15 protein-coding genes are annotated in these 21,843 nt (G+C 66.4%); 6 read left to right on the top strand and 9 right to left on the bottom strand.

Annotated features, from left to right (window positions below):
• Positions 1–158 precede the first annotated feature (158 nt).
• The 4 genes from NZU74_16310 to NZU74_16325 all read right to left on the bottom strand — a co-directional run bounded on the left by NZU74_16310 (position 159) and on the right by NZU74_16325 (position 6,650).
• Positions 159–2,663, bottom strand: a complete 2,505-nt coding sequence (locus NZU74_16310) for a hypothetical protein (GenBank protein ID MCS6882898.1) — start codon at positions 2,661–2,663, stop codon at positions 159–161.
• A gap of 141 nt (positions 2,664–2,804) precedes the next feature.
• Positions 2,805–3,908 (bottom strand): SH3 domain-containing protein, encoded by a 1,104-nt coding sequence (locus NZU74_16315; protein MCS6882899.1) that lies wholly within the window; start codon positions 3,906–3,908, stop codon positions 2,805–2,807.
• A 349-nt stretch (positions 3,909–4,257) separates the two neighbouring features.
• Complete coding sequence (coaBC, locus tag NZU74_16320) at positions 4,258–5,475, bottom strand: bifunctional phosphopantothenoylcysteine decarboxylase/phosphopantothenate--cysteine ligase CoaBC (protein ID MCS6882900.1); 1,218 nt, start codon at positions 5,473–5,475, stop codon at positions 4,258–4,260.
• 302 nt (positions 5,476–5,777) lie between these two features.
• Positions 5,778–6,650, bottom strand: a complete 873-nt coding sequence (locus tag NZU74_16325; protein ID MCS6882901.1) for a YihY/virulence factor BrkB family protein — start codon at positions 6,648–6,650, stop codon at positions 5,778–5,780.
• Between the two features lie 357 nt (positions 6,651–7,007).
• Here NZU74_16325 and NZU74_16330 point away from each other — a divergent pair, with 357 nt between their 5' ends.
• Positions 7,008–7,943, top strand: coding sequence for a hypothetical protein (locus NZU74_16330; protein ID MCS6882902.1), 936 nt, complete (start codon positions 7,008–7,010; stop codon positions 7,941–7,943).
• Between the two features lie 4 nt (positions 7,944–7,947).
• Positions 7,948–9,330, top strand: a complete 1,383-nt coding sequence (locus tag NZU74_16335) for a hypothetical protein (protein ID MCS6882903.1) — start codon at positions 7,948–7,950, stop codon at positions 9,328–9,330.
• 233 nt (positions 9,331–9,563) lie between these two features.
• On the opposite strand, the gene NZU74_16340 is transcribed toward NZU74_16335, so the two are convergent.
• The 5 genes from NZU74_16340 to NZU74_16360 all read right to left on the bottom strand — a co-directional run bounded on the left by NZU74_16340 (position 9,564) and on the right by NZU74_16360 (position 16,902).
• Positions 9,564–10,187: a YIP1 family protein gene (locus NZU74_16340; protein ID MCS6882904.1), complete on the bottom strand. Its 624-nt coding sequence runs from the start codon at positions 10,185–10,187 to the stop codon at positions 9,564–9,566.
• A gap of 13 nt (positions 10,188–10,200) precedes the next feature.
• A complete protein-coding gene (locus tag NZU74_16345; protein MCS6882905.1) occupies positions 10,201–12,168 on the bottom strand; it encodes a hypothetical protein in 1,968 nt (655 codons plus the stop codon).
• Positions 12,169–12,417: 249 nt separating this feature from the next.
• A complete protein-coding gene (locus tag NZU74_16350; GenBank protein ID MCS6882906.1) occupies positions 12,418–13,923 on the bottom strand; it encodes an arginine decarboxylase in 1,506 nt (501 codons plus the stop codon).
• A gap of 644 nt (positions 13,924–14,567) precedes the next feature.
• Complete coding sequence (locus tag NZU74_16355; GenBank protein MCS6882907.1) at positions 14,568–16,052, bottom strand: undecaprenyl-phosphate glucose phosphotransferase; 1,485 nt, start codon at positions 16,050–16,052, stop codon at positions 14,568–14,570.
• The gene (locus NZU74_16360; GenBank protein ID MCS6882908.1) at positions 16,006–16,902 is read right to left on the bottom strand and encodes a glycosyltransferase family 2 protein; all 897 of its coding nucleotides are present in this window, start codon (positions 16,900–16,902) and stop codon (positions 16,006–16,008) included. Before NZU74_16360 ends, NZU74_16355 begins: the two co-directional genes overlap by 47 nt.
• Before the next feature lie 116 nt (positions 16,903–17,018).
• Between NZU74_16360 and NZU74_16365 the strand changes: the two genes are divergently transcribed.
• The 4 genes from NZU74_16365 (at position 17,019) to NZU74_16380 (ending at position 21,770) form a co-directional block, all read left to right on the top strand.
• A complete protein-coding gene (locus NZU74_16365) occupies positions 17,019–17,807 on the top strand; it encodes a DUF4058 family protein (GenBank protein MCS6882909.1) in 789 nt (262 codons plus the stop codon).
• A 133-nt stretch (positions 17,808–17,940) separates the two neighbouring features.
• A complete protein-coding gene (locus tag NZU74_16370; protein MCS6882910.1) occupies positions 17,941–18,969 on the top strand; it encodes a 3-oxoacyl-ACP synthase in 1,029 nt (342 codons plus the stop codon).
• Between the two features lie 180 nt (positions 18,970–19,149).
• Positions 19,150–20,706, top strand: a complete 1,557-nt coding sequence (locus NZU74_16375) for a long-chain fatty acid--CoA ligase (GenBank protein ID MCS6882911.1) — start codon at positions 19,150–19,152, stop codon at positions 20,704–20,706.
• Positions 20,703–21,770 carry an alpha/beta hydrolase gene (locus tag NZU74_16380; GenBank protein ID MCS6882912.1) on the top strand — a complete coding sequence of 356 codons (1,068 nt, stop codon included), beginning with the start codon at positions 20,703–20,705 and terminating at the stop codon, positions 21,768–21,770. The genes NZU74_16375 and NZU74_16380 overlap by 4 nt, the downstream gene beginning before the upstream one ends.
• Positions 21,771–21,843: the final 73 nt, after the last annotated feature.

Raw genomic sequence — 21,843 nt, forward strand, 5'->3', positions numbered from 1 at the left:
CTGCCTCGGAAAACCACGATTCTCCACATCGCTTCACCTGGCAGCGGAATCCCGCTCCTCACCCTCCCCCGCCGCGCTGCGCTCGGCGCCCCCTCCCTCTCCGCCGCAGGAGGAGAGGGAGGGGGCCGGAGGGGGAGGGTGAGGACCATGCCCCCCCCTCACTCTCCCGCACCCGTGCCCAGACGGTACAACCCGTATCGCCCGCTCATGCTCACCCGCGCCGCGTCCGGCTGCGGCAGCGGCGGCGGGCCGGCCGTTTCGTCCCACAGCAGGTAGCGCGCCCCTGCGGCGTGTATCGCGATGAGATCCTCCGCGCTGATCCCCGTGTCGGTCCCGACGTGCGGGGGCCAGTCAACCACGCGGTGGGCGATGGCCGAATACTTGGCCAGCGGCGTTCGGGTTGACACTCGCGCGGCAATCCCTTCGCCGGGGGCGGTTGTCGCCTCAACCATGCGGATCGCCGCGACTTCCTCCGCCGGTTGTTGCGCCAGGACGTAGCGCGCCCCGCTTTCGTAACCGCCCCATAGTACCACAACCAGCGCCAGGCTCGTGCCGAGCAGCAGGCGTCCCCCGCGCGCCAGCCGCCACAGGCTCCAGCCCGCCGCGACGGCGTAGATCGGCGCCAGCGGCAGAAAGAAGCGTTGCAGGCTGAACGCTGCGCTGACCAGGGCGACGTATCCGGCGATGAGGATCAGCAGCGCCGCGGCGATCCTCAGGTCCTGGCCGCTTCGCCGGACCAGCAGCAGCGCCCAGCCCAGCAGACCGGCCACGGCGAGCCAGTTGGCCGGCCAGCCGAGCAGGCGCAGTTGCCAGGCGCGCCCAAACTCGCTGGTGTCTTCGGCCCCGCTGCCGGTATAGCCGATCACATTGCGCCGCCAGTTCTCGAAGAAGCGCCCCGGATCGCGCAGCACCACTTCGGCCAGGCCAATGTCGTTAGGCGCTTCCTCCCAGCGCCCCCAGTCGGTGTTGCCGTATACCGCCAGCCAGATGTTCTTGGCCTGCTGATTGTAGAGCGGGTTGCCCGTCCCGATAGTGTTGACAATCAGTTGCGGCAGCATCGTGGCAACCATCGCGCCGGCGAAGACCACTGCCAGCCTGCGGGGGCGCGACCGGGCCGCCAGCAGCAGCGCGACGGCGCCCCAGGGCAGCAGGATCAGCCCGGGGTGGCGCATCAAGAAGGCCAGTCCTCCGCCGAGACCGGCAATGGCGGCCAGCAACAGCGCGGCGTGTCCATCCGACTTGCTCGTTGTCTGGTCGGGTTCAGGGTTGGCGATGCCAGCCTTACCGTCTCTCCGCGACTCCCCATCTCTACATTTCCACATAACCGGTTCATCCGGCTGGGAAGGCGAGGAGGTCAGGGGCGCATTGTTAGACGAGTTTGATCCATGCCCGAGCGCGGCCGCCAGGGCCGCCACGCTCAGGGTCACGCAGGCGGCAAAGGGCATGTCACTGCCAACATACAGGCCATACTGCGCCACCAGGCCGTTCAGCGCCAGGGCCAGCAGGGCCAGCAACGCCGGGCCAGGCGGCAGCACGACGCGGGCAAGCCAGTACCCCGCGCCGAGCAGCGCCGCTCCGCTCAGCGCCGCCAGAAAGCGCCCTGCCAGAAAAGCGTTGCCCTCGAAGAACGGCCGCGCCAGCCAGAGCAACAGCGGGTATCCCAGGTGGTAGAACCCGTCGGCGCGGAAGATGCTCGCCAGCGTATCGCGTGTGGCAAAGACCCGAAAATCGTTTTCCACCCCGGGTCGGGAGAGGGTAACGTGCTGTCGGGCCAGGACCAGCGTCGCCGCCGTCCACAGGCCAATCACGGTGACAGGAGCCGCGACGCTGACGAGGCGCGGCCAGCGTTCGGCCAGAGCCGGCCCGTCGCGCAACGCCAGCAAGCCGCCCAGAGCAAGCACGGCGAGCGGCGGGAGCGCCCGCAGCGGGTAGGGGTAAAGCGGCGGCTGAAGCCGGTAGAGCAGCAGCCAGGCCAGGCCATAGGCCAGCAAGGCGGCGGGAACGAGCCCCTTCCTCTCCCGTGGCGCGCTGCCATTGGCGCGAAACAGCGCCCAGAGCAGCGCGCCCGCTATGGCGGCGTAGGCGATCTGGGCAGGATAGGGAGCAATGAAGCCTGGCCCGACACGATAGATGGCCCGGTCAATCAGCACGCCCGCCTCGCGGCCATCGGCGAGGCGGGTCGTGTCGGCGCGGATCTCGATGAAGAAGTCGGTGGCCTTGAACCAGCCGCCGCGGATGGGAATCTGGCGCTCTTCCCACGCATTGCTGGCCTGGAAGCGATCAAGTTCCGTAACGCCGTTGAGCAGCACGGTAACATAGGGTGGCGGACCGCTTTCGCGCCAGCCGCGCAAACGCAGGGTGATTGCGCCAGGCAGTCCGGCCTGGGGGAAGATCAGGGCCGCCGAGGCGCCACTCCAGCGGGCTCCGCCCTCGGCGCCTTCCAGGTAGGGGCGCGGCCCGCCGGGATCGCCGGGCCGCTCGGCGTCGAAAAAACCCTGGATGTAGGCCGCATCGAACCCCCCGATGTTGACCGCGTGGGTCGCCGGGATCTGCGAAAGCAGGAAGATCAGCAGCGCGCCAAGCGCGGCCCAGGTCAGGGCCGGAACCAGGCGCGCCGGCGCCCGATCAAGCAACGAGCGCCTGGTCTGAAGAGCGTGTTTCAAGTGCAGTTCCAGAGGACCGGTTCAGGCGTCAGTAATCCATCAACCGGTTTTTCTGAAGAAGCCGCTGTAATCCGCCCGTAGATGCGCGGACCCGAACAGACCCCGCCGTTCTCTGCGTCCTCTGCGGTTAACATCGGAACATCACGGACTGGCAGTAGGCATGGGCGTCGCCTCCGGCTCGCGCACAGGTACGTCGCCGAGTGGCGGGCTGACCAGAGCCTGGTTGACCCAGCCGGCCCCATCCGGGCTGTTGATCGCCGAGCCAGGGCTGTGCCGGGATCCCAGGCGGATCAGGTACCACTGGCTATTCGGGCTGCGCCCGATAAAAATGATCTCGTCACCGAAGGTAACGCGCCCGATCGGCTGATTGTTAGTGCCGGGGAAGGGCCGCACATTCGCGTCCTGGCGCACCGTGCCGGTCAACACATCCGTAGCGATGCTTGCCGTCGTTGGCGCCAGGATTGGTTCTACAGTCGGCGCGGCGCCGACCGGCGCCTGCACGGGCGCGGCCGTGGGCGCGGCAGAGATAGAGGTTGGCGCCACCGTGGGCAGGGTAAGCTGCGGGATCTGCGTCTGGCCGGGAATAATCCGGCCAAAGCCGGCCAGTTCGTCGCGCAGGGCGCTGACCACGCTGAACGCCAGCACCAGGGAGAAGATCATCAGCACCGCCACGACCGCAGTTTTGATTAGTTCAAGTCCCTGTCCCCATACGCTGCGGCGGCGAATCTCGTCGAGGGCGCTGCGGGCCGTGTCGGCCACCGGTTCGCCCCAGCTCGTTCGTCCCTGATCGGTCTGGGCGACCCGTCGCAACTCCCACAGGGCGCGCACGTCGCCGATCTGGCTCAGGGCGCGAACGGCGCTCCAGCGAACGTTGCTGTTGGGATGGTTCAGAGCCTGGACGAGCGGGCCAACGGCGCGAGCATCGCCAATCCGGCCGGCGGCCTCGGCGGCGCGGTAGATTGTCAGCCAGGGCTGGTTGGGGGCCATCGCCGCGCCGAGCGCCGGTATCGCTGGCGCGCCAATAGCGGCCAGTTCATCAACCGCGACGGTATGAAGCGGGTGGCTGGTATCGCCGAGAGCGTGAATAAGCGCGTCAATCTGCTCGCGCGATGAGCCGCCCCGTCCGCCCCGGGGCGCGCGCTGGCGACTGGTCGTGCTGGACAGTCGCCGGGTGGCCTGAGGCGACGCGCTGTACGCCCCTCCGGCGGGCGTCTGGCCTGTGGCGCCGGCCGGGGCGCTATTCATCTCAAGCGGTTCCTGTCGCTCGGTCGTCATTGTGTGACCCGTTGATGCGGTTGAAGTTCTGCGATGGACGCTCAGTAGTTTGTAAACAAAGTTTTTCGCTATACCCCCGCCCCCTCCCCAACCCTCCCCCGCTGGGGGAGGGAGCCCGGCGCCTCCCCCCAACGGGGGGAGGTTGGGAGGGGGCGGAAATGCAAGGAAACTTAGTTTACAGACCGCTCAGAGCCTTTCCGGACACCTCACTCACCGCTGGTTGGAGGAGGGTGGGGCAACCAGGCTTCCCCACGCCTCTGCCCGGGGAGGAGGCGGATCGGCGCGCGACTCTCGTACAGAGCCCCTTCGAAACCTTGCCTCAGACGTGCGTCCGGCTGGCCTGCCAGTGGGTGTAGCGTACCACGATCGCGTCAAGCAGGGCCGCCGCCGCCTCGGTCTTCGATTGGCGCGGCAGGGGGGTGACGCCTTCGCGGTCAACCAGGTACAGGGCGATATCGGGGCGTCCAATGCTAGCCACCGCGTCGTTGGCGACGATCAGATCGAGGCCCTTGCGTTCCAGCTTGCTCCGGGCATTTGCCAGCAAATCATCAGTCTCGGCGGCGAACCCTACCTTGAACAGGTCGCGTCGCTGGGCAAATCCGGCGACGATGTCAGGGTTGGGCAGAAGTTCGAGGATCAGCCCCTCATCGCCGCGCTTCTTGATCTTGCTCTCGGCGGCTGCTGCCGGGCGGAAGTCGGCCACGGCGGCATTCATAATCAGCATATGGGCGTGCTCGCAGGCGGCCTGCACCGCGTCGCGCATCTGTAGCGCCGTTTCAACCTGCACCATGTTGACCGCCGCTGGAGCGGGCAGGGCGGTGGGACCGCTCACCAGCGTCACATCGGCCCCCAGGTCGCGCGCGCGGGCGGCCAGGGCATAACCCATCTGCCCCGAGGAGCGGTTTCCGATGAAGCGCACCGGGTCGATCGGCTCGCGGGTGCCCCCCGCCGTCACCACGACCCGCTGCCCCCGCAGCGGCCCGCTGTGGCGCCCCAGCAGCGCCCGGATCTCCCCTTCGAGCGTGGCCGGTTCGGGCAGACGTCCTTTGCCCGAAACGTGCTCGGCCATAAGCCCCTCTTCCGGCTCCAGCACGGTGAAGCCCCTGGCGCGGAGGGTGGCGACGTTGGCCTGGGTCGCGGGATTGGCGTACATCAAAGGGTTCATTGCCGGAGCGATTAACACCGGCCCGGAGGCGGCGAGGATGGTCGTCGTCAGGAGATCATCGGCCATGCCCGCAGCGATCCGCGCGATAGTGTGGGCGGTGGCAGGGGCCACGATCACCGCGTCGGCCTGCGCGCCGAGGCTCACATGGCCGATCACCCCGTCTTCGGGCAGTTCCCACATATCCCTGAGCACCGCTCGCCCGGTGAGGGCCTGGAACGTTGCCGCGCCAACAAAGCGCTCCGCCGCCGCAGTCAGCACCACATCCACCTGCGCGCCGGCCAGGGTCAGGTCACGCGCCAGTTGCGCCACCTTGTAGGCCGCGATGCTGCCACAGACCCCCAGGAGCAGTTTCTTTCCACTCAGAATATCCATCTAAGAGCTTATTCGTTTGTGAACGAAGTTTCCTTGCATGTCTGGCCCTCTCCCAGCCTCTCTTCGTTGGGGGGAGGAGCCAGGCGCCCTTTGCCGCTGAGGGGGGCTGGGAAAGGGATGCGAGTTTAGCGAAAAACTTCGTTCACAACCTGCTTATTTGAACGACGTCCCGGGTGACAGCGCCGCGCCGCGCCCAATCCGCGATCCAGAATCGAAAATCGCACAGGTCTGTTCCGGCATTGTAGCATCAGGGTGCAGGAGCGTCAAAGGCGCCCGTCGCCACGGCCACGCCATGGGGGTGGTCACGCCTGCGCCGCCGCCGGCTTGCCTTCGCGCTGGCTGCCAAACACCCGGCTCCAGGCGTATGACAGTTCGCCGCCGAAGAGCAAGATCTGCGATGAGATAAAGACCCATAGCAGAAGAGTCATTGCCGCCCCCAGGACGCCGAAGGACGAGAAGTTGACCCGCGCGAAAATAAACTCCGCCAGGCGCTGGAGTACGGTAAAGGCGATTGCCGCGACCAGAGCCGCCGGCCAGACGTCGCCCCAGCGTGGCAGCGGGCTGGCCAGCACTTTGTAGAGGGTGGCGAAGCCCGCGGTCAGCAAGGCGATGAACAACGCTATCTGGACTACCTGCACCAGCAGCCTGTTGAGCGGCAGCCAGTCCGTATAGGCCATCAGCAGCGAGATGGCCAGATTGCCCAGCACGGCGGCGAGGATGAGCGCCGCGATGCCCAGCAGTAGCGCGAACAAGGTCAGGCGGCCCATCACCATCGTTGTGACTGCCGTCTTCAACCCGCCGCCATTTGCCCCGGGTTGCACGTTCCAGATCTGTTGCAGGGCCCGGTGCAGCGCGCCCAGCAACCCCGTGGCGGCAAAGAGCAGCGTCACGACCCCCAGCAACCCCGTGCCAACCCGGGTTTCGGAAAAGTGCGTCAGGGTCTGGCTGATCAACCCGGCAATCTCGGCCGATCCCACCAGTTGCAGCAGCATCGTCTGCACGTTCAGTTGCTGCGGATCAACCACGAACCCGACGATGCTGATCACCACCAGCAGCATCGGGAAGATCGAGAAAATTGCGAAGTACGCCAGAGCTGCGGCCATGTCGCCGACCCGATCACTCTGGTATTTTTCGACGGTCAGGCGGATCAGGCGCACCAGGGGATGATTGTGCATGCCCTTCTCTCCTCAGACTCCAGATGCGATGTCGCTGCGCGGCCTGTTGCGTATCCGTTCGGAAGAGGCGCGGCCTCCCCGCGTCCTCCGATGTTATGGATGGAACGGCGTCGGGGAAAACTCCAGACTCCAGGGTTACTGGCCGGTTCTGGCGGCTACGCCCTCAGAACCGGCCAGTAACGTGAGCGGCGCAGCCGCCCCAGCCCCTATCGCCGGAGGCTGACGTTGCCTCAGCCCGTTCGAACGTCTCCAGCATTCCGCCGCGAAGCGCAGCTATGGTACAATCCCGGCTACGCATGGGCAAAATCAAAATGGCCTGCCACCAGGGCGGCCGTTGCTGTCGCGGCAGGAATCGCTGTGGATACCAGGAAGATTGGCGTTCTCGTAGGTCGTGAGTGGTCCTGGCCTCCGGCGTTCATTGAGGAGGTGAACCGGCGGAAAGCGGGCGTGCTTGCCGAATTCGTTAAGCTCGGCGGCACGCGCATGGCTGAGCCATGCGAATACGATGTCATTGTGGATCGCATTAGCCATGAGATCCCATACTATCGAACATTCCTGAAAACGGCGGCCCTTTCAGGCACGCGAGTGGTGAATAATCCTTTCTGGTGGAGCGCCGATGATAAGTTCTTCGGCGCCAGTCTCTGCACCCGCCTCGGCATTCCCCATCCCCGGACCATCGCCTTGCCCTCCCATTCCTACATCGAAGGCGTGGTCGAGGAGTCGTTGCGGAACCTGCGCTACCCCCTGCCCTGGAAAGAGCACGTTGACTATGTTGGCGGCTTTCCCGTTATTCTCAAACCGGCCTGGGGCGGCGGTTTCAAACAGGTCTACAAGGTGCACAGCTTTGAAGAACTCTGGCGCGCCTACAATGAGACCGGCACGGAGTGCATGATGCTCCAGGAATACATTGCCTGGGAAAAGTACGTGCGCTGCATCGTCATCGGGCGCCGGCACATCGTGACCATCAAGTTCGACGCCAACGCCCCCTGGCCCCATCGCTACTTCCGTGATGACTATTATCTGACGCCGGACGAGGGGCGCCAGGTCACCGAGTACGCGCTGCGTATCAACCAGGCCCTCGGCTACGATATGAATACGGTCGAGTTCGCCCTCAAAGGAGGCGTGCCCTACGCGATTGATTTTACCAACCCCGCCCCTGATTTCGACGTAAATTCCCTCACCCCCTACTACTTCGACTGGGTGGTGAAGACGATGGCCGATTTTACCATCGAACTGGCCCTCCAGGGCCGCCAGACGCCCACTGAGTACCCCTGGAGCCGGATGATTGGATAGTCCAATGAGCCTGCTCGCGGCTATCGAATACTATCATAACCTGCTCACCCCGGAGGTGGCGGCGGCCTCCTGGGCGCGTCTCAGCGAAGAGATGCGCGCCCGCCGGCTCTACTTCGGCGAGCGGCCCCTGGCGACCGTGCTGCGCCCCCGCCTGCTCACTGCCGGGCACTACGCTTTGCTGCAACGCGCCGTCAGCGTCGTCGCCGCCGCGGCCCGCAAGGTTGTCGCCGCCGCCCTTGACCCCGGCCCCGATGGCGAGGCGGTGCGCCGGGTCTTGCTGCTCACGCCGCAGGAAGAGAACCTGATCGCCCGGCATCCTGGCTATGCCGAGCCGAGCGCCCACTCGCGCATGGACGCCTTCCTGACCCTCGACGGGGCCTCGCTCCAGTTCGTTGAGTACAATGCGGAAAGCCCCGCCGCGATTGCCTACCAGGATCTGCTGGCCGAGTCATTCCTCGCCATGCCCGTAATGCAGGAGTTTGTACGCCGGTTCCCGCTGCGCCCGCTGCCCGCCCGCTGGCGGCTGCTGGAGACCCTCCTTGCCGCCTGGCGCGAGGCCGGCGCGCCGGGCGGCGAACCGGTGGTGGCGATTGTTGACTGGCGCGGCCTTCCCACTGCTACCGAGTTCGAGTTGTTCGCCGCCTACTTCGCCGAGCACGGCCTCCGCGCCTTGATCTGCACCCCCGACGACCTGCGCTTCCGCGACGGGCGCCTCATCGCCGAACTCGATGACGCCGTCGTCCCCGTGACTATCGTCTTCAAGCGCGTGCTTACCAGCGAATTGCTCACCCACTACGGCGCGGCGGCCCTTGATCACCCCCTGGTTCAGGCCTACACCGCCGGCGCCTGCGTGCTGGTCAACAGTTTCCGCGCCAAGTTGCTCCACAAAAAGTCCCTTTTCGCTCTCCTGTCCGATGAAGGCTTCCACGCCCCCCTCAGCCCCGAGGAACGCGCCGCCGTAGCCGCCCATGTGCCCTGGACCCGCGTGGTGCGCCCCGGCGAGACCACCTATCAGGGCGAGCGGGTTGATCTGCTGGCCTTTGCCCGCGCTAACCGCGAGCGACTGGTGCTCAAACCCAATGATGACTACGGCGGGCGAGGCGTCACCATCGGCTGGGAGACCGATGCTGTCGGCTGGGAGGCGGCGCTGCGGGCGGCGCTGCAGGCGCCCTTCGTGGTGCAGGAGCGGGTGCGCATCGCCTACGAACCCTACCCCGCCCTCGTGGATGGCCAGGTGATCGTGAGCGAGCGGCTGGTGGATAGCGACCCCTTTCTCTTCGGCGCCGAGGTTGGCGGCTGCCTCTGCCGCCTCTCTACGATGACGCTGCTCAACGTCACCGCCGGTGGCGGTTCCACGGTTCCGGTCTTTGTGCTGGAACAAAGTTAGGGGTTTAGAGCGCTGACCGGAGCGGGTTGCGCTGAGGATCATGAGTGGTCTGTAAAGTGAGTTTCGTGGCATTTCCGCCCCCCTCCCAGCCTCCCCCCGTTGGGGGGAGGAGCCGGACTCCCTCCCCCGCCGGGGGAGGGTTGGGAAGGGGGGCGGAAATGCAAGGAAACGTAGTTCGCAGACTACTGAGCTGTGTGGCTTGCTAACACTCGCGCTGCCAGCGTTGCGATCAATTACTGGCCAATAAAGTTGATAATCCCAATCGCCACCCCTGCCCCCCAGAGCGCCAGCAACCCCCCGCCCACCACGAGCAGCGCGGCAAGGATCCAGGTGGCCGCCGCCCGCCAGAGGGTGATGCCGTGGGCCTCGGCCAGCCCGACGACGCTCAATCCGCCAGCCCAGAGCCAGAGCAGGCCGTGAATGACCCAGAAGAGACTGCTCAACGGTCTTGCTGCCGCCGGTCCGCCGAAACTGGCCGCCGGAAAGAGGGCCAGTTGCGCCAGCCAGAGCGGCAGCCCGGCAATCACCGGGGCGACGGCCAGCGCCAGCACGGCCCGCACCTGCCGCGCCTCGGCGCGCCCGCCCAGCCAGCGCCCGCCGGTGCGTAACAACACTCCGCAGCAGATCAGCGCCGCCAGCCCCAGGGGCGGCCCGGCCACCAGCGCGATGGCGAGCACTTCCCATGGGCGCACTTCCGCGCCCAGGCCATGCCAGGCCGCCCAGGCGAACACCGCGTTGATCCCCGCCAGCACCGCGCGCAACCCCGTTAGCAGGGGGGGGTGGGCGATGGCCGCGGCTCGCAGCGCCGCCCGTGGCCGCCGCCAGATGGCTTGCCACGGGCGGAAAGGCGTCCTCATACATACAGGCTCTTCAATGTGTGGTCGCAACCTGGAAGGTTGCGCTAACATTCCGACTCTGCGGAACCACATAAAGATAGACCAGCAATCCCATCAGAATTGCCAGGTTCACCCACGCCACTGCTTCCGGCAGCGCGCTGTCGCGGATCAGCGGCATAAGCTCCGGCGTGAAGCTGCCGATGGCCCCGAAGATGTTGATCGTTGCGTTGACCGCCAGCACCGTGTAGGGCAGCAGCAGGCGCGGATCGGCGGCGGAAGCCAGGAGCAGGAAGGGCAGGGCAAAGAAGGCGTAGCGTTCGTGGATCTGCGTCGGCAGGGTGAAGAACGCCAGCCCCAGCGTTGCCGCGCCCACCAGGTAGGTGTGCGGATGGGGCTGGCGCAGGACGGCCGGCATCACCAGCAGCGCCGCCGCGCCGACCAGCAGAAAGCCCAGGGTGCGGTAGCTTATCCCGGCCCACTCCGTCAGGTCGGAGACGCGCTGATCGCCGACCACCAGCCACCACAAGTTGTAGGCCCGGTTGGTCACCTGCGGGAAGCGGCCAACCGATCCCACCACGGTCTGGTACAGCCCCGGTCCTTCACCAAGCAGCACCAGCGGCGTGCTAAGGGCCACAATCAGGCTGAGGGCGATCAGCGCGCCCTCGACGAAGCCGCGGGGACCGTAGCGCCGCAGGGTGGCCGCGTAGATCAGGGGCGCGAGCACAATTGCCTGGGCCTTGATCAGCAGCCCCGTAGCCCAGGCCAGCCAGCTCCCGCGTCCGCGCCAGCGGTCGAGCCAGATGACCGCCGCGGCCATCGGCAGGGTCAGCAGCACGTCTACCTGGCCCCACCAGGCCACGTTGATCCACACCGGCGGCGCCGCCGCGTAGAGCGCGCCGAGCAGCGCCGACCGCGCCACGCCGCCGTGCCGGCGCGCCCAGCGGTAGATCAGCGCCACGCTGAACAATAACGCCGCCAGGCTGGGCAGTTTCACAATCACGCGGGTAACCGCCGGTAGCGGATCGTAGTATGTGCCGCCCAGGAGCGACACCAGCGGGCCAAGCAGCCAGAGGGTGGCCAGGTTGAGGGGCAGGTAGTCGCACCCGTAGTACGAGAGATCGGCGAAGCGGCCCTCCATCATAAAGCCCATCCAGCGCGCCGACAGCTCCAGATCGCCCACCGGGTCGGGCGCTGTGAGCCAGGGGAGACAGCAGGCCAGGGCCAGCGCCAGCAACCCGCCAAGGGCCAGGGCGTCCCGGCGACTCCCGGCAAGCGGCGGCCAGATCGGTGGCGGAAGGGGCGGCCACAAGCGTTCGATCAGCAGGGCGCCCACGGCGCCGATTCCGCCCAGGAAGAGCAGGTTGCCGAGGAAGGCATAGCGCCAGGCCCCGATGGTCTGCAGAGCACAGGCGGCGATCTGCAGGCCGAGCACCCCGGCGGCTGCCCGCACCGCCGAAAGCCCGGCCCGTCGCAGGAGCGCGTACCAGCTCACCGTGGCGAAGAGGAGCATGGCAAGAAGCAATGCCGGCGGGCGGTCCTGGCCGCCAATCAGCAGGCTCTGCACGACGATGCCAAGCTGGCGCCCTCTGATCTCAAAGGGCGGCGAGCGGAGGACGAGGGTGAGCCGTTCGCCGGGGTGAGGCGGCAGCAACAGGTAGTACGTGCGGAGGCCAGGCTGCACCATGAAATGCTGCGACAGACGGTTTGCCGCCAGTTCAAGGCGCGTCGGGCCGTCAATCCCGCTGGAGAGGCGCATCCGCAGGACCAGGCGCCCGCCGGGGTTGGGCGGTTGCAGCACTCCTTCACCTTTGGTCCAGCGAAAGGAGCCCGGCCGGTCGGCCAGGGTTTCAACAGCGTGCAACCCGGAGGCGGGCAGCATTGCGGGCAGGGCCGTGACGTCGAAGGCGGCCGTGCGCGGGCCGGAATAGACCAGGCCGAGGCCCAGGAAGGCGGTCGTCAGAATGATGAGCAGGGCAGTCAGCTCAGCGGCGATTCTGCGCATAGCGCCGGCTATTATACCAGTTCATGCCGGAGGGGCGAAATGTCTTTCACCCCTCCGGCCCGGGCAGGTGCGACGTTCACCGGAAGCGGTGGATGTGAGGCGGCCACGTTGCCCCCGGGAGATTGAGGCGTACTCCGGGGACTTTATGCCGACCCCCGTTGAACACGCCGCACGCACATCATCGCCAGGCCTCACAGAGACGCTACATACGCCAATCCAAAATCCCAAATCCACAATCCAAAATACTATCTAGTCCCCCACCGCGACGACGCGGGCCATCCGCGGCTGCCGCGGATAGCCGCGCCGGCGCCCGGCAGGCAATGGACGCACCGCCAGTGGCGCGAGTTGGGACTGGTAGCCGAGCAGCCGCGCGATCGTCGCCTGATCCTGCTGGGGCACATAGCGCGAGATCAGCCGGCCCTCGCGCTCGGTGATGATGACCCGCGCCGGTTCGGGGCTCAGGCAGTGGTGCGCCCCGCCGCGCCCCGAGATCATCTGCTGGTAGGCGCCCACGCCGAAGATCGCCAGCACCAGGCCCGCGCCGGTATCGGGCAAGATCAGCGGCGCGCGGTCGGGGCGCGGATAGACATCATCGCTGTCGCAGGTGCGGCGCCCTCCCAGTCGCACCGGGCGCGCCGGGCGCTCCCAGTCGCTCAACGGCAGGATCACGAACTCCTGTCCCTCAACCAGCAGCGAATCTGGCAGGGTGACCATCAGGCTCCCGTTGACCAGGTACCAGTCGGGCGCCCCCGGCTGGCCCCGCTTCACTGCGCCGACTTCGAGCAAGACGACGCTGTGGGTCGCCACCGTGTAGCGTCCGAACTCGCCGATCAGGTCGGGCGCCGGCACGTCATGGGCGGCGCAGATGTCGCGAATAATGACCATCAGCCGGGTCAGAAAGCCCTCGTAATCGAAGCTGAATCCCAGGCGGTAGCCTGACGTCGGCATCCCGCCGCCAAAGTTGAAGTAGCGCAGCGTCGGCGTAACGCGACGCAGACGCGCGTAGTTCTCGACCGACTCGCGCAGGGTGGCCAGGAAGTGGGCCTCGTCCTCCACCTGGCTGCCGATCATGGCGTGGTAGAGCGCCAGTTGATGCCTGCTGCGGGCGATACGCGCGGCGGCCCGCTCGATCTCCTCGCCGGTCAGGCCGAAGCGATCGTTCCCCGGATGGGCCCCGTCGCGATTGCCGGCGGCGCGCTCGCGCACCCCGAATTGCAGCGGCGCCGGCGTGTCAATGAGCGCCTCCAGTTCGTCCAGATCATCGAGCACCGGTATCACATTGGCGCAGCCGGCCAGGCGCAGATCGCGGATCGCTTCCAGGTAGCCCGCTTCTTTCGAGCCGTTGCAGCAGATCAGCCGATCATGGGAAAGCAATCCCTGCCGGAACAGTCCATGGGCGATCACCACATCAGCCGCGGCGGACGTCTCGTAGTGCGCGCCGGCTTGCAGCGCCGTGTGCACCGCCTCGGCGGCGAAGTTGGCCTTGGTGGCGTAGGCGTACAGAAAGCTCCCCGGATATTCGGCGCGCCGCCGCGCCTCTTCGGCCCACTGACGCATCCGAGCGATCTGGATGCTGATCTGCGGCGTGTAAACGACCTCCAGGGGCGCGCCATGGCTCCGCGCCAGCTCCGACAGGTTCAACCGGCCGCCCAGCATCAGTTCCCCATGTTCACGGCTCAAAAAGTCGGTCAGTTGGCCCTCACCCGTAAAGCCGAAGTTATCCCGCATGTAGTCGGCGAAGGTTTGCTGCTTCACTTTATATCGATCCCTCCCAGGTAACGAGCAATCTTCCAGGGCAACGGCGGTTTCCCGGCGCGCAACGCTCTGCGTTGCGCTGCCGTCTCGCCCGGCGCCGGAGCGCCGGACGCTCCTGCGTCAACGGTGGTCAAACCGCACGGTCAGACCACCGCCCCACGGGGTGGCGTTACGCGTGTACGCGCACGGAAACTAACCGTGAGGTCGCTCCTCACAGTTGGATGGGAACAGGCGAAGATACGCTGCGCTGGGGGATCAAAAAAGCCCCTGCATCGGCAAGGGCCTGCGGCGAAGGGGGAAGGAAGGACGTGAGACGTCGCTATCCTGAGCCAGGCGTCTCAGACGCCTGCCCGGCCGCAAGCCGAATGGCCATGCAGTTGACGATGCGCAGCGCAGGTGCGCGCAGTTGTTGGCAGACGTCCATAGAACCTCACAAAAGCCCGCCCGGCGCCATCGAAAAGAAGGGGGAGTCAACACTGACCGCCGTGATGACGACGTCCGTTTCGTGTTCGGTGTTGCGTGTTGCGCTGTGCCGGGTGCCTTCCCGGAACGCGAAACCCGTCACCAAAACGTAACGGGGGGCGCGAGTACTGTGACTGATTGGCTCAGCCGAGGGTGCATTATACACCCCAGGTTCGCAAGCGTCAATATGCGTTTTCTTGCTTTCCGGTGAGAAAATTGACAATGGTGCGCAGAATGATCTTGATGTCGAACAGCAGGGACCAGTTTTCAATATAGTACAGATCGTAGCGCGTGCGTTCCTCGATGCTGGTGTCGCCGCGCAGGCCGTTGACCTGGGCCCAGCCGGTAAGTCCGGCTTTCTCTTTGTGGCGGCGCATGTAGCGGGGGATCTGCTGGCTGAACTGTTCAACCCAGCGCGGTTGTTCGGGGCGAGGGCCGACAATGCTCATCTCGCCCAGCAGCACGTTGATCAACTGGGGCAATTCATCGAGACTGGTGCGGCGCAAGAAGCGCCCCACCCGCGTAACACGGGGATCATTGGGGGTGGTCCAGGCGCCGAGTTGCTCGGCGTCCACGCGCATGGTGCGAAACTTGATCATCCAGAAGGGCCGCTGGTCCATGCCCACTCGCTCCTGCAGAAAGAACACCGGTCCCGGCGAATCCAGGCGGATGGCCAGGGCGATCAGCAGCAGCACCGGAGCGCCAAGCAGCAGCACGGTAGTGGCTACGACAATGTCAAGGACGCGTTTGAGCGCCCGGTTCCAGGGGTTATCGAGAGCGGCGTTCTTGACCGACACCAGCGGCAGGTCGCTCAGGTCGCCAATCGAAATATCATTGTTGGTGATTAGTTGGAAGGTGTCGGGATAGACCTTGATCTCGACCGCCTCGTCCTCGGCCAGACTGATGATCTCCATCAGGTCCTGGGTGGAGCGCCCCGAGAGGGCGATGATCACCTCGTCGGCCTGGGTGGCCCGCACTACCCGCCCGAGCTGGCTGGTGCGTCCGAGAACAGGCAAGCCCTCAACTTCGCTGCCGACGGGGGCCGTGTCGCTCACAAAGCCCTGGACGCGATAGCCCAGGGCCGGGCGGCGGCGAATGGTGCGCCAGACGAGTTGCCCCGGCTCGCGGGCGCCCACCAGCACTACGCGACGGGTGTCGATCCCGTGGCGGCGCAGCCAGTACACCACGCTGCGGTGCAGGCCGCGGAGCAGCACCGTAGCGCCGATGGCGATCGCCCAGCTCCACACCAGCACGTCGCGGGTGATCGGCAGATCCTGGCCGCCCAGTTGCGGGAGCAAGGTGTTAATCACAATTCCCGCCACGGCCACCAGCGACACTGCCGTAACCACTTTGAAGGCCTCGTCAACCCGCGAGGCGCCGCGGCGCATCTCGTAGAGGCCGTTGGCGGCAAAGATGACCAGCGCGGTCAGGTTAAAGAGCAAGGCGAAGCGCGCCACGTCCACGGGGTTGGAGGGCAGGCGATCGCCAGCGGCCTCGATCGTGGGGCGAAAATAGAGGAACACGCTCACGATTGCGCCATTGAGCGCCGCCAGGTCGCAGAGGATCAGCCCGAGGCGCAGTAACGCGCGCCAGGTGCGGGGCCGCAGGGCCGGGCGCGCCTTAACCGACCCGGCGCGCCGCCGGGGGGAGGAGGAGATTACGGCCAAGTGCCAGCAACTCCTTCACAGTAATGCCGGTCTCGATCAGCGCGTTGAGCGGGGCCGGCGTGATGGCACGATAGTGCTTGCGATGAAAGATGCGCATCGCGTCGTAAAAGGCGCGTATCGAAGGGATAGGCCGGCGACTGCTCGCGGCGCGTTTGTAATGGTAAACCACCACCTGCGGATAGTAGACGATCCGCCAGCCGTACTGCTTGATGCGGTAGGCCCAGTCCAGATCCTCGCCGTACATAAAGAACTGCTCGTCGAGCAAGCCCACCTCGCGGATCACCCCCTCGCGCAGCAGCATACAGGCCCCGACCACGGCGTCCACGTCCGTCTCCACGTCGGGGTCGAGGTAGGTCAGGTTGTAACGGGCGAAGCGGGGGTGGCGCGGAAACAGTCGCGCCAGACCTGCCATGCGATAGAACGCGACCTCAGGGTCGGGAAAGCTGCGCCGGCAGGCCAGATCGAGCGATCCGTCGGGCAGGAGCAGCTTGGGGCCAACCACGCCCACATCCGGGTGGCGCTCCAGGTACTCCACCAGCCCATCGAGCGCCCCGGGCGGCACGATGGTGTCGTTGTTCAGCAAGAGCACGTAGTTGACCCGTGGCCCGGCGAGAATGGCCCGCAGGGCCAGGTTGTTCCCGTAGGCAAACCCGCCGTTCACCGGGCTGACGATCAATTCGACCTGCGGAAAACGCTCCCGCACCATCGCTGCGCTGCCATCGGTCGAGGCGTTATCCACCACCCAGACTGTCAGCGTGCAGCGCGTCGGCGCGGCATAGATCGATTTGAGGCAATCCGCCAGCAGATCGGCGCGATTGTAGTTTAGAATAACGACGGCGAGGCTCGACATGGCTCCTCCGGGCGGCCTGGCCCGCGTCGCCTGGTCTCCACGCGCAGTATACCACACGCCTGCGCAGCCCTTGCTGACGCCCGTCTGAGGCGCTTATGCTATGAAGGAACACGCCTATGCCCTCCCCATTTCCAGGCATGGCCCCCTACCTTGAAGGCTATCTCTGGCCCGATGTGCATAACGCCCTGGCTGCCAAGATCCGGCAGGTGTTGACCCCGCTCCTGCGCCCGCGCTATACGGCGCGTCTGAGCGCCTACGTGGTCGAGGATACCGCGCCTGAAAGCGATCTGGGGGTGATGTACCCCGATGTCGAGGTCAAGCGCGCGCGGCGTCCGGCGGAGACCATCGCCACCGCGACCGAGCCGCCGCACCACGAGGCCCGGACGACTACCCCGGCTGCCGTGACCATCCCGATGCTCCTGCCGGTCGAGGTGCAGATCCCGAATGTGGAGATCCGCGATACGGCTCACAATCAACTGGTGACGTCCATCGAAATCATTTCCCCGGTCAACAAGCGTGAGCCCGGTCTGAGCGCCTATCGCCGCAAGCGCCAGCGTCTCTATCAGGCCGGCGTGCATCTGCTCGAACTCGATCTGCTACGGCGCGGCATACATCCCATCGCTCATGCTATGCTGCCAGAGGCGCCCTACCTCATCGCCCTTACACGCGCGCACACGGGCAGTACCGACGTGTGGCCCCTGCGCCTGCCGGATCCCTTGCCTGTGGTCCCCGTTCCGCTCCTGCCCCCTGATGACGACGTGGTGCTGGACCTGGGTCTGGCGCTGCGCGAGGTCTACGATGAAGCGGCCTATGATCTCTCCATTGATTATCAACAGGACCCTCCACCGCCGCCTCTTTCAGCGGAAGAGCGGAGCTGGCTCAACCAGTTGCGCCAACGGATGTGAACCGGCGGGCGTCGGGATTTGCGAGCCCGCGTTGTGCGCCAATTCGCGCGAACCGTTATAATGGCGGCGATCACACGAGCCGCTCTCGCCGGAGCAAAGTTATCGCTGAATGCCATCCCTGGACGCCGGGTGTATGAACAGCGCACCCATTGGCATTGTCGAGGTGGGCACCTATGTGCCGGCCTCCTACATCACCGCGGCGGAGATCGCCCGCCGCAGCGGCATTCCCGAGGAGGTGCTGATTGCCAAATTCGGGATTGAGCGCAAGCCCGTGCCCGGCCCTGATGATCACACCAATGCCATGGCCCTCCGCGCCGCCCGCGATGCCCTGGAGCGCTCCGGAACACGCCCCGAAGACATTGACGTTGTGCTCTGCACTACCGAGGAGTGGAAGGAATATCCCCTCTGGACGGCGGGGATCAAGCTGGCCTACGATCTCGGCGCCCGCCGCGCCTGGGCCATGGACGTCCAATTGCGCTGCGGCACCACCATTGCCGCGTTGCAACTCGCCCGCGGGCTGATGCTCGCCGACCCTGGCGTGGAGACCGTGTTGATCGCCGGCGGCTACCGCAACGGCGATCTGGTGGATTATGCCAATCCCCGCTCGCGCTTCCTGGTCGGGCTGAGCTGCGGCGGCGGCGCGCTGATCCTGCGCCGGGGCCATCCGCGCAACCATCTGCTCGGCATCAGCATCATCACCGATGGGTCCTTCTCTCTCGATGTGATCGTGCCTGCCGGCGGCACCGTCGAGCCGCTGACCCCCCAGGCGCTCGCGGCGCGCCGCAACTGCATTGACGTCCCCGATCCCGAGGGTATGAAGCGACGCCTGGATGCGGTTTCGATGCCCAACTTCCTGGCAGTCATTGACGAGGCGCTGGCTCGAAGCGGCAGGACCCGCGCCGACATCGGCTATCTCAACCTGCTGCATATGAAACGCTCCGCTCACCGGGCCGTCCTGGAGGCCCTGGGGTTGCGCGAGGACCAGAGTTGCTACCTGAGCGACCTGGGCCACGTCGGCCAGCAGGATCAGATGTTCTTGATCCGCCGGGGTCTGGAGCTTGGCCGTCTGCGTGACGGTGATTTGATGGTAATGGCCGCCGCGGGCATCGGCTATGCCTGGGCCGCCGCCTGCGTGGCCTGGGGCGAACCCCGCAGGGGCTGAGTATTGCCGGACCGGAAGGTCTGGCAGAACAGCGCTTTCACCTTCCCCAACCCTCCCCCGCCGGGTGAGGGCGTCCGGCTCCTCCCCCCAACGGGGGGAGGCTGGGAGGGGGGCGGAAATACAAGGAACATCCGGTTGGATGGCCAAAGCTGAACAACGGCCTGACACAGGAACGCGCCTATGGAAATGTATCTCGGTGACTGGCTTGGCCGGCGCGCCCGGCTGACCCCTGACAAGATCGCTCTCTACGATGCCGAATGCGGCATGCGACCGATCAGCTACGCCGCGTGGAACGCGCAGGCCACCCGCGCTGCGGCTTTCCTGCGGCGCCTTGGCGTGACGCGGGGCGACCGGGTGGCCGTACTGGCCTACAACTCGGTGGCCTTTCTCGATCTGTGGTTCGCCTGTGGCAAGATCGGCGCGATCATGCAGCCGCTCAACTGGCGGCTCACCTCCGCCGAACTGGCCGCCCTGGTCGCCGATGGCACGCCCAGCGTCTTCGTATATGGCCCCGAATTCGCCCCGCTGATCGCCGACCTGCGCGCGCAGGCGCCCTCGGTGCGCGCCTGGATCGCCTTCGATGCGAGCGCCCGCGCTGCGGCGAGCGATCTTGCCTTCGATGAACGCGATGCCTGCGATGAGCCTGTGCCTCCCCTGGCGCTGAGTTGGGATGACCCCTGGGTAATCTGCTACACCGGAGGCACCACCGGCACGCCCAAGGGCGCCGTGCTCACCCACGGGAACGTCGCCTGGAACGCCGTGAACACTGTGGCGAGCTGGGGGCTCGATGCCCGCGATGTCGCCATTCTCAATGCGCCCATGTTTCACACCGGCGGGCTGAATGTTTTCACCGCGCCGCTGGTGCTCGTCGGCGGCGCCTCGGTCGTCTGCAAGAGCTTCCAGGTTGACCAGGTGTTCGACCTGGTCAACTCGGGCCTGGTGACTCTCTTCTTCGGCGTGCCGACCATGTTCATCGCCCTGCAACAGCACCCTCGCTGGCCGGAGGCGGACTTCTCGCGGCTCAAGCTGGTGATCAGCGGCGGCGCGCCCTGCCCTATGCCCGTCTTTGAAGAGTTCTGGCGGCGAGGCGTGGATTTCAAGACCGGCTACGGGTTGACGGAGGCCGGCCCCAACACCTTCTGGCTGCCGCCCGAAGATGTGCGCCGCAAGCCGGGCGCGGTGGGCCATCCGCTGATGTTCATTGATCTCAAACTGGTGGATGCCGAGGGCCACGAGGTGGGGCCGGGCACGGTGGGCGAATTGCTCATCCGCGGGCCGCACGTCTGCGCGGGCTACTGGGGTCGCCCCGCCGAGACGGCCAGAGCCTTCACCCCCGATGGCTGGCTGCGCACCGGCGATCTGGCCGTGCGCGATGAGGAGGGGTATTACACCATCGTTGGCCGCTTGAAAGATGTGATCATCTCCGGCGGCGAGAACATCTATCCCGCCGAGGTGGAGAGTGTGCTGGCCGCCCACCCCGCGGTGGCCGAGGTGGCGCTCATCCCCGCCCCCGACCCCAGGTGGGGCGAGGTGGGCTGGGCCGTGGTGGCGCCCCGTCCCGGCCACCCGCTCGATAGCGATGGTCTGCTGGCCTTCGCCGGGGAACGTCTTGCCCGGTACAAGCTCCCGCGCCGGGTCATCTGGGCCGAAGCGCTGCCCAAGACTGCCGCGGGCAAGATTGACAAGCAGGCCCTGGTTCGCACCTATGTCACCTCACCACAGGAGGAACGCGCATGAGTACGATCCCCTTGCTGCCCGGCATTACCTCGCGGATGGTTGATACGCCGCGTCTGCGCCAGCATGTGCGCTTCAGCGGCCCCGAAGACGGCGTTCCCGTGATCTTCATCCATGGAAACAACTCCTCGGCGACATTCTGGGAAGAGACCATGCTGGCCCTGCCCGCGGGCTTCAGAGGCATCGCCCCCGACCTGCGCGGCTACGGCGATACCGAATTCAAACCGGTGGACGCCACGCGCGGTTGCGATGATTTCGCCGATGACGTGCTGGCCCTCGCCGATGCCCTGGGTGTCGAGCGCTTCCACCTTGTCGGCCATTCGCTTGGCGGCGTGGTGGCGTGGGCCTTGCTGGCCATCGCCCCCGAGCGCCTGATCACCGTCACCCTGGCCGCTCCCGGCTCGCCCTACGGCTTCGGCGGCACCAGAGATCTAGACGGCACGCCGATCTGGCCTGACTTCGCCGGTTCCGGCGCGGGCCTGGTGAGCCAGGAGTTCGCCCAGCGCGAGGCCGCCCAGGATCGCAGCGAGGAGAATCCCCAGTCAGCGCCCAGGGTGGTGATGAACACCTATTACTGGAAGCCGCCCTTCCGCCCTGCCCGTGAAGAAGAGTTGCTCTCCGGCCTGCTCAGCATCAAAGTGCGCCCCGACCACCATCCCGGGGACCTGACGCCCAGCGAGAACTGGCCGGGCGTCGCTCCCGGCGTGCTGGGGCCGAATAACGCCCTTTCACCGAAGTACCTCGGCGCGATGCCCGGGCGCATCCTGGCCGCGGCCGCCAAGCCGCCCATCCTCTGGGTCCACGGCGCCGACGACCAGATTGTCTCCGACGCGAGCCTGTTCGACGTCGGCACCCTGGGCAAACTCGGCGTGCTGCCCAACTGGCCCGGCGAGGAGGTCTATCCCCCGCAGCCGATGGTCGGGCAGATCCGCCGCTTTCTGGAGCGCTACGCGGCTGCCGGGGGCCGCTTCCGCGAGGTGCAACTGGCCGACTGTGGCCACACGCCCTACCTGGAGAAGCCGGAGGAGTTCAACGCTGCCTTTCATGCCCATTTGCAGGGCGCGTGACCGCGCCCCCGCCCACGAGCGGGTATGGAAGGGCGCCCGTTGTCCTCAGGCTGGTTGGAGGGGTGCGGGGAAA

Source organism: Chloroflexaceae bacterium (assembly GCA_025057155.1).
Taxonomy (GTDB): Bacteria; Chloroflexota; Chloroflexia; order Chloroflexales; family Chloroflexaceae; genus JACAEO01.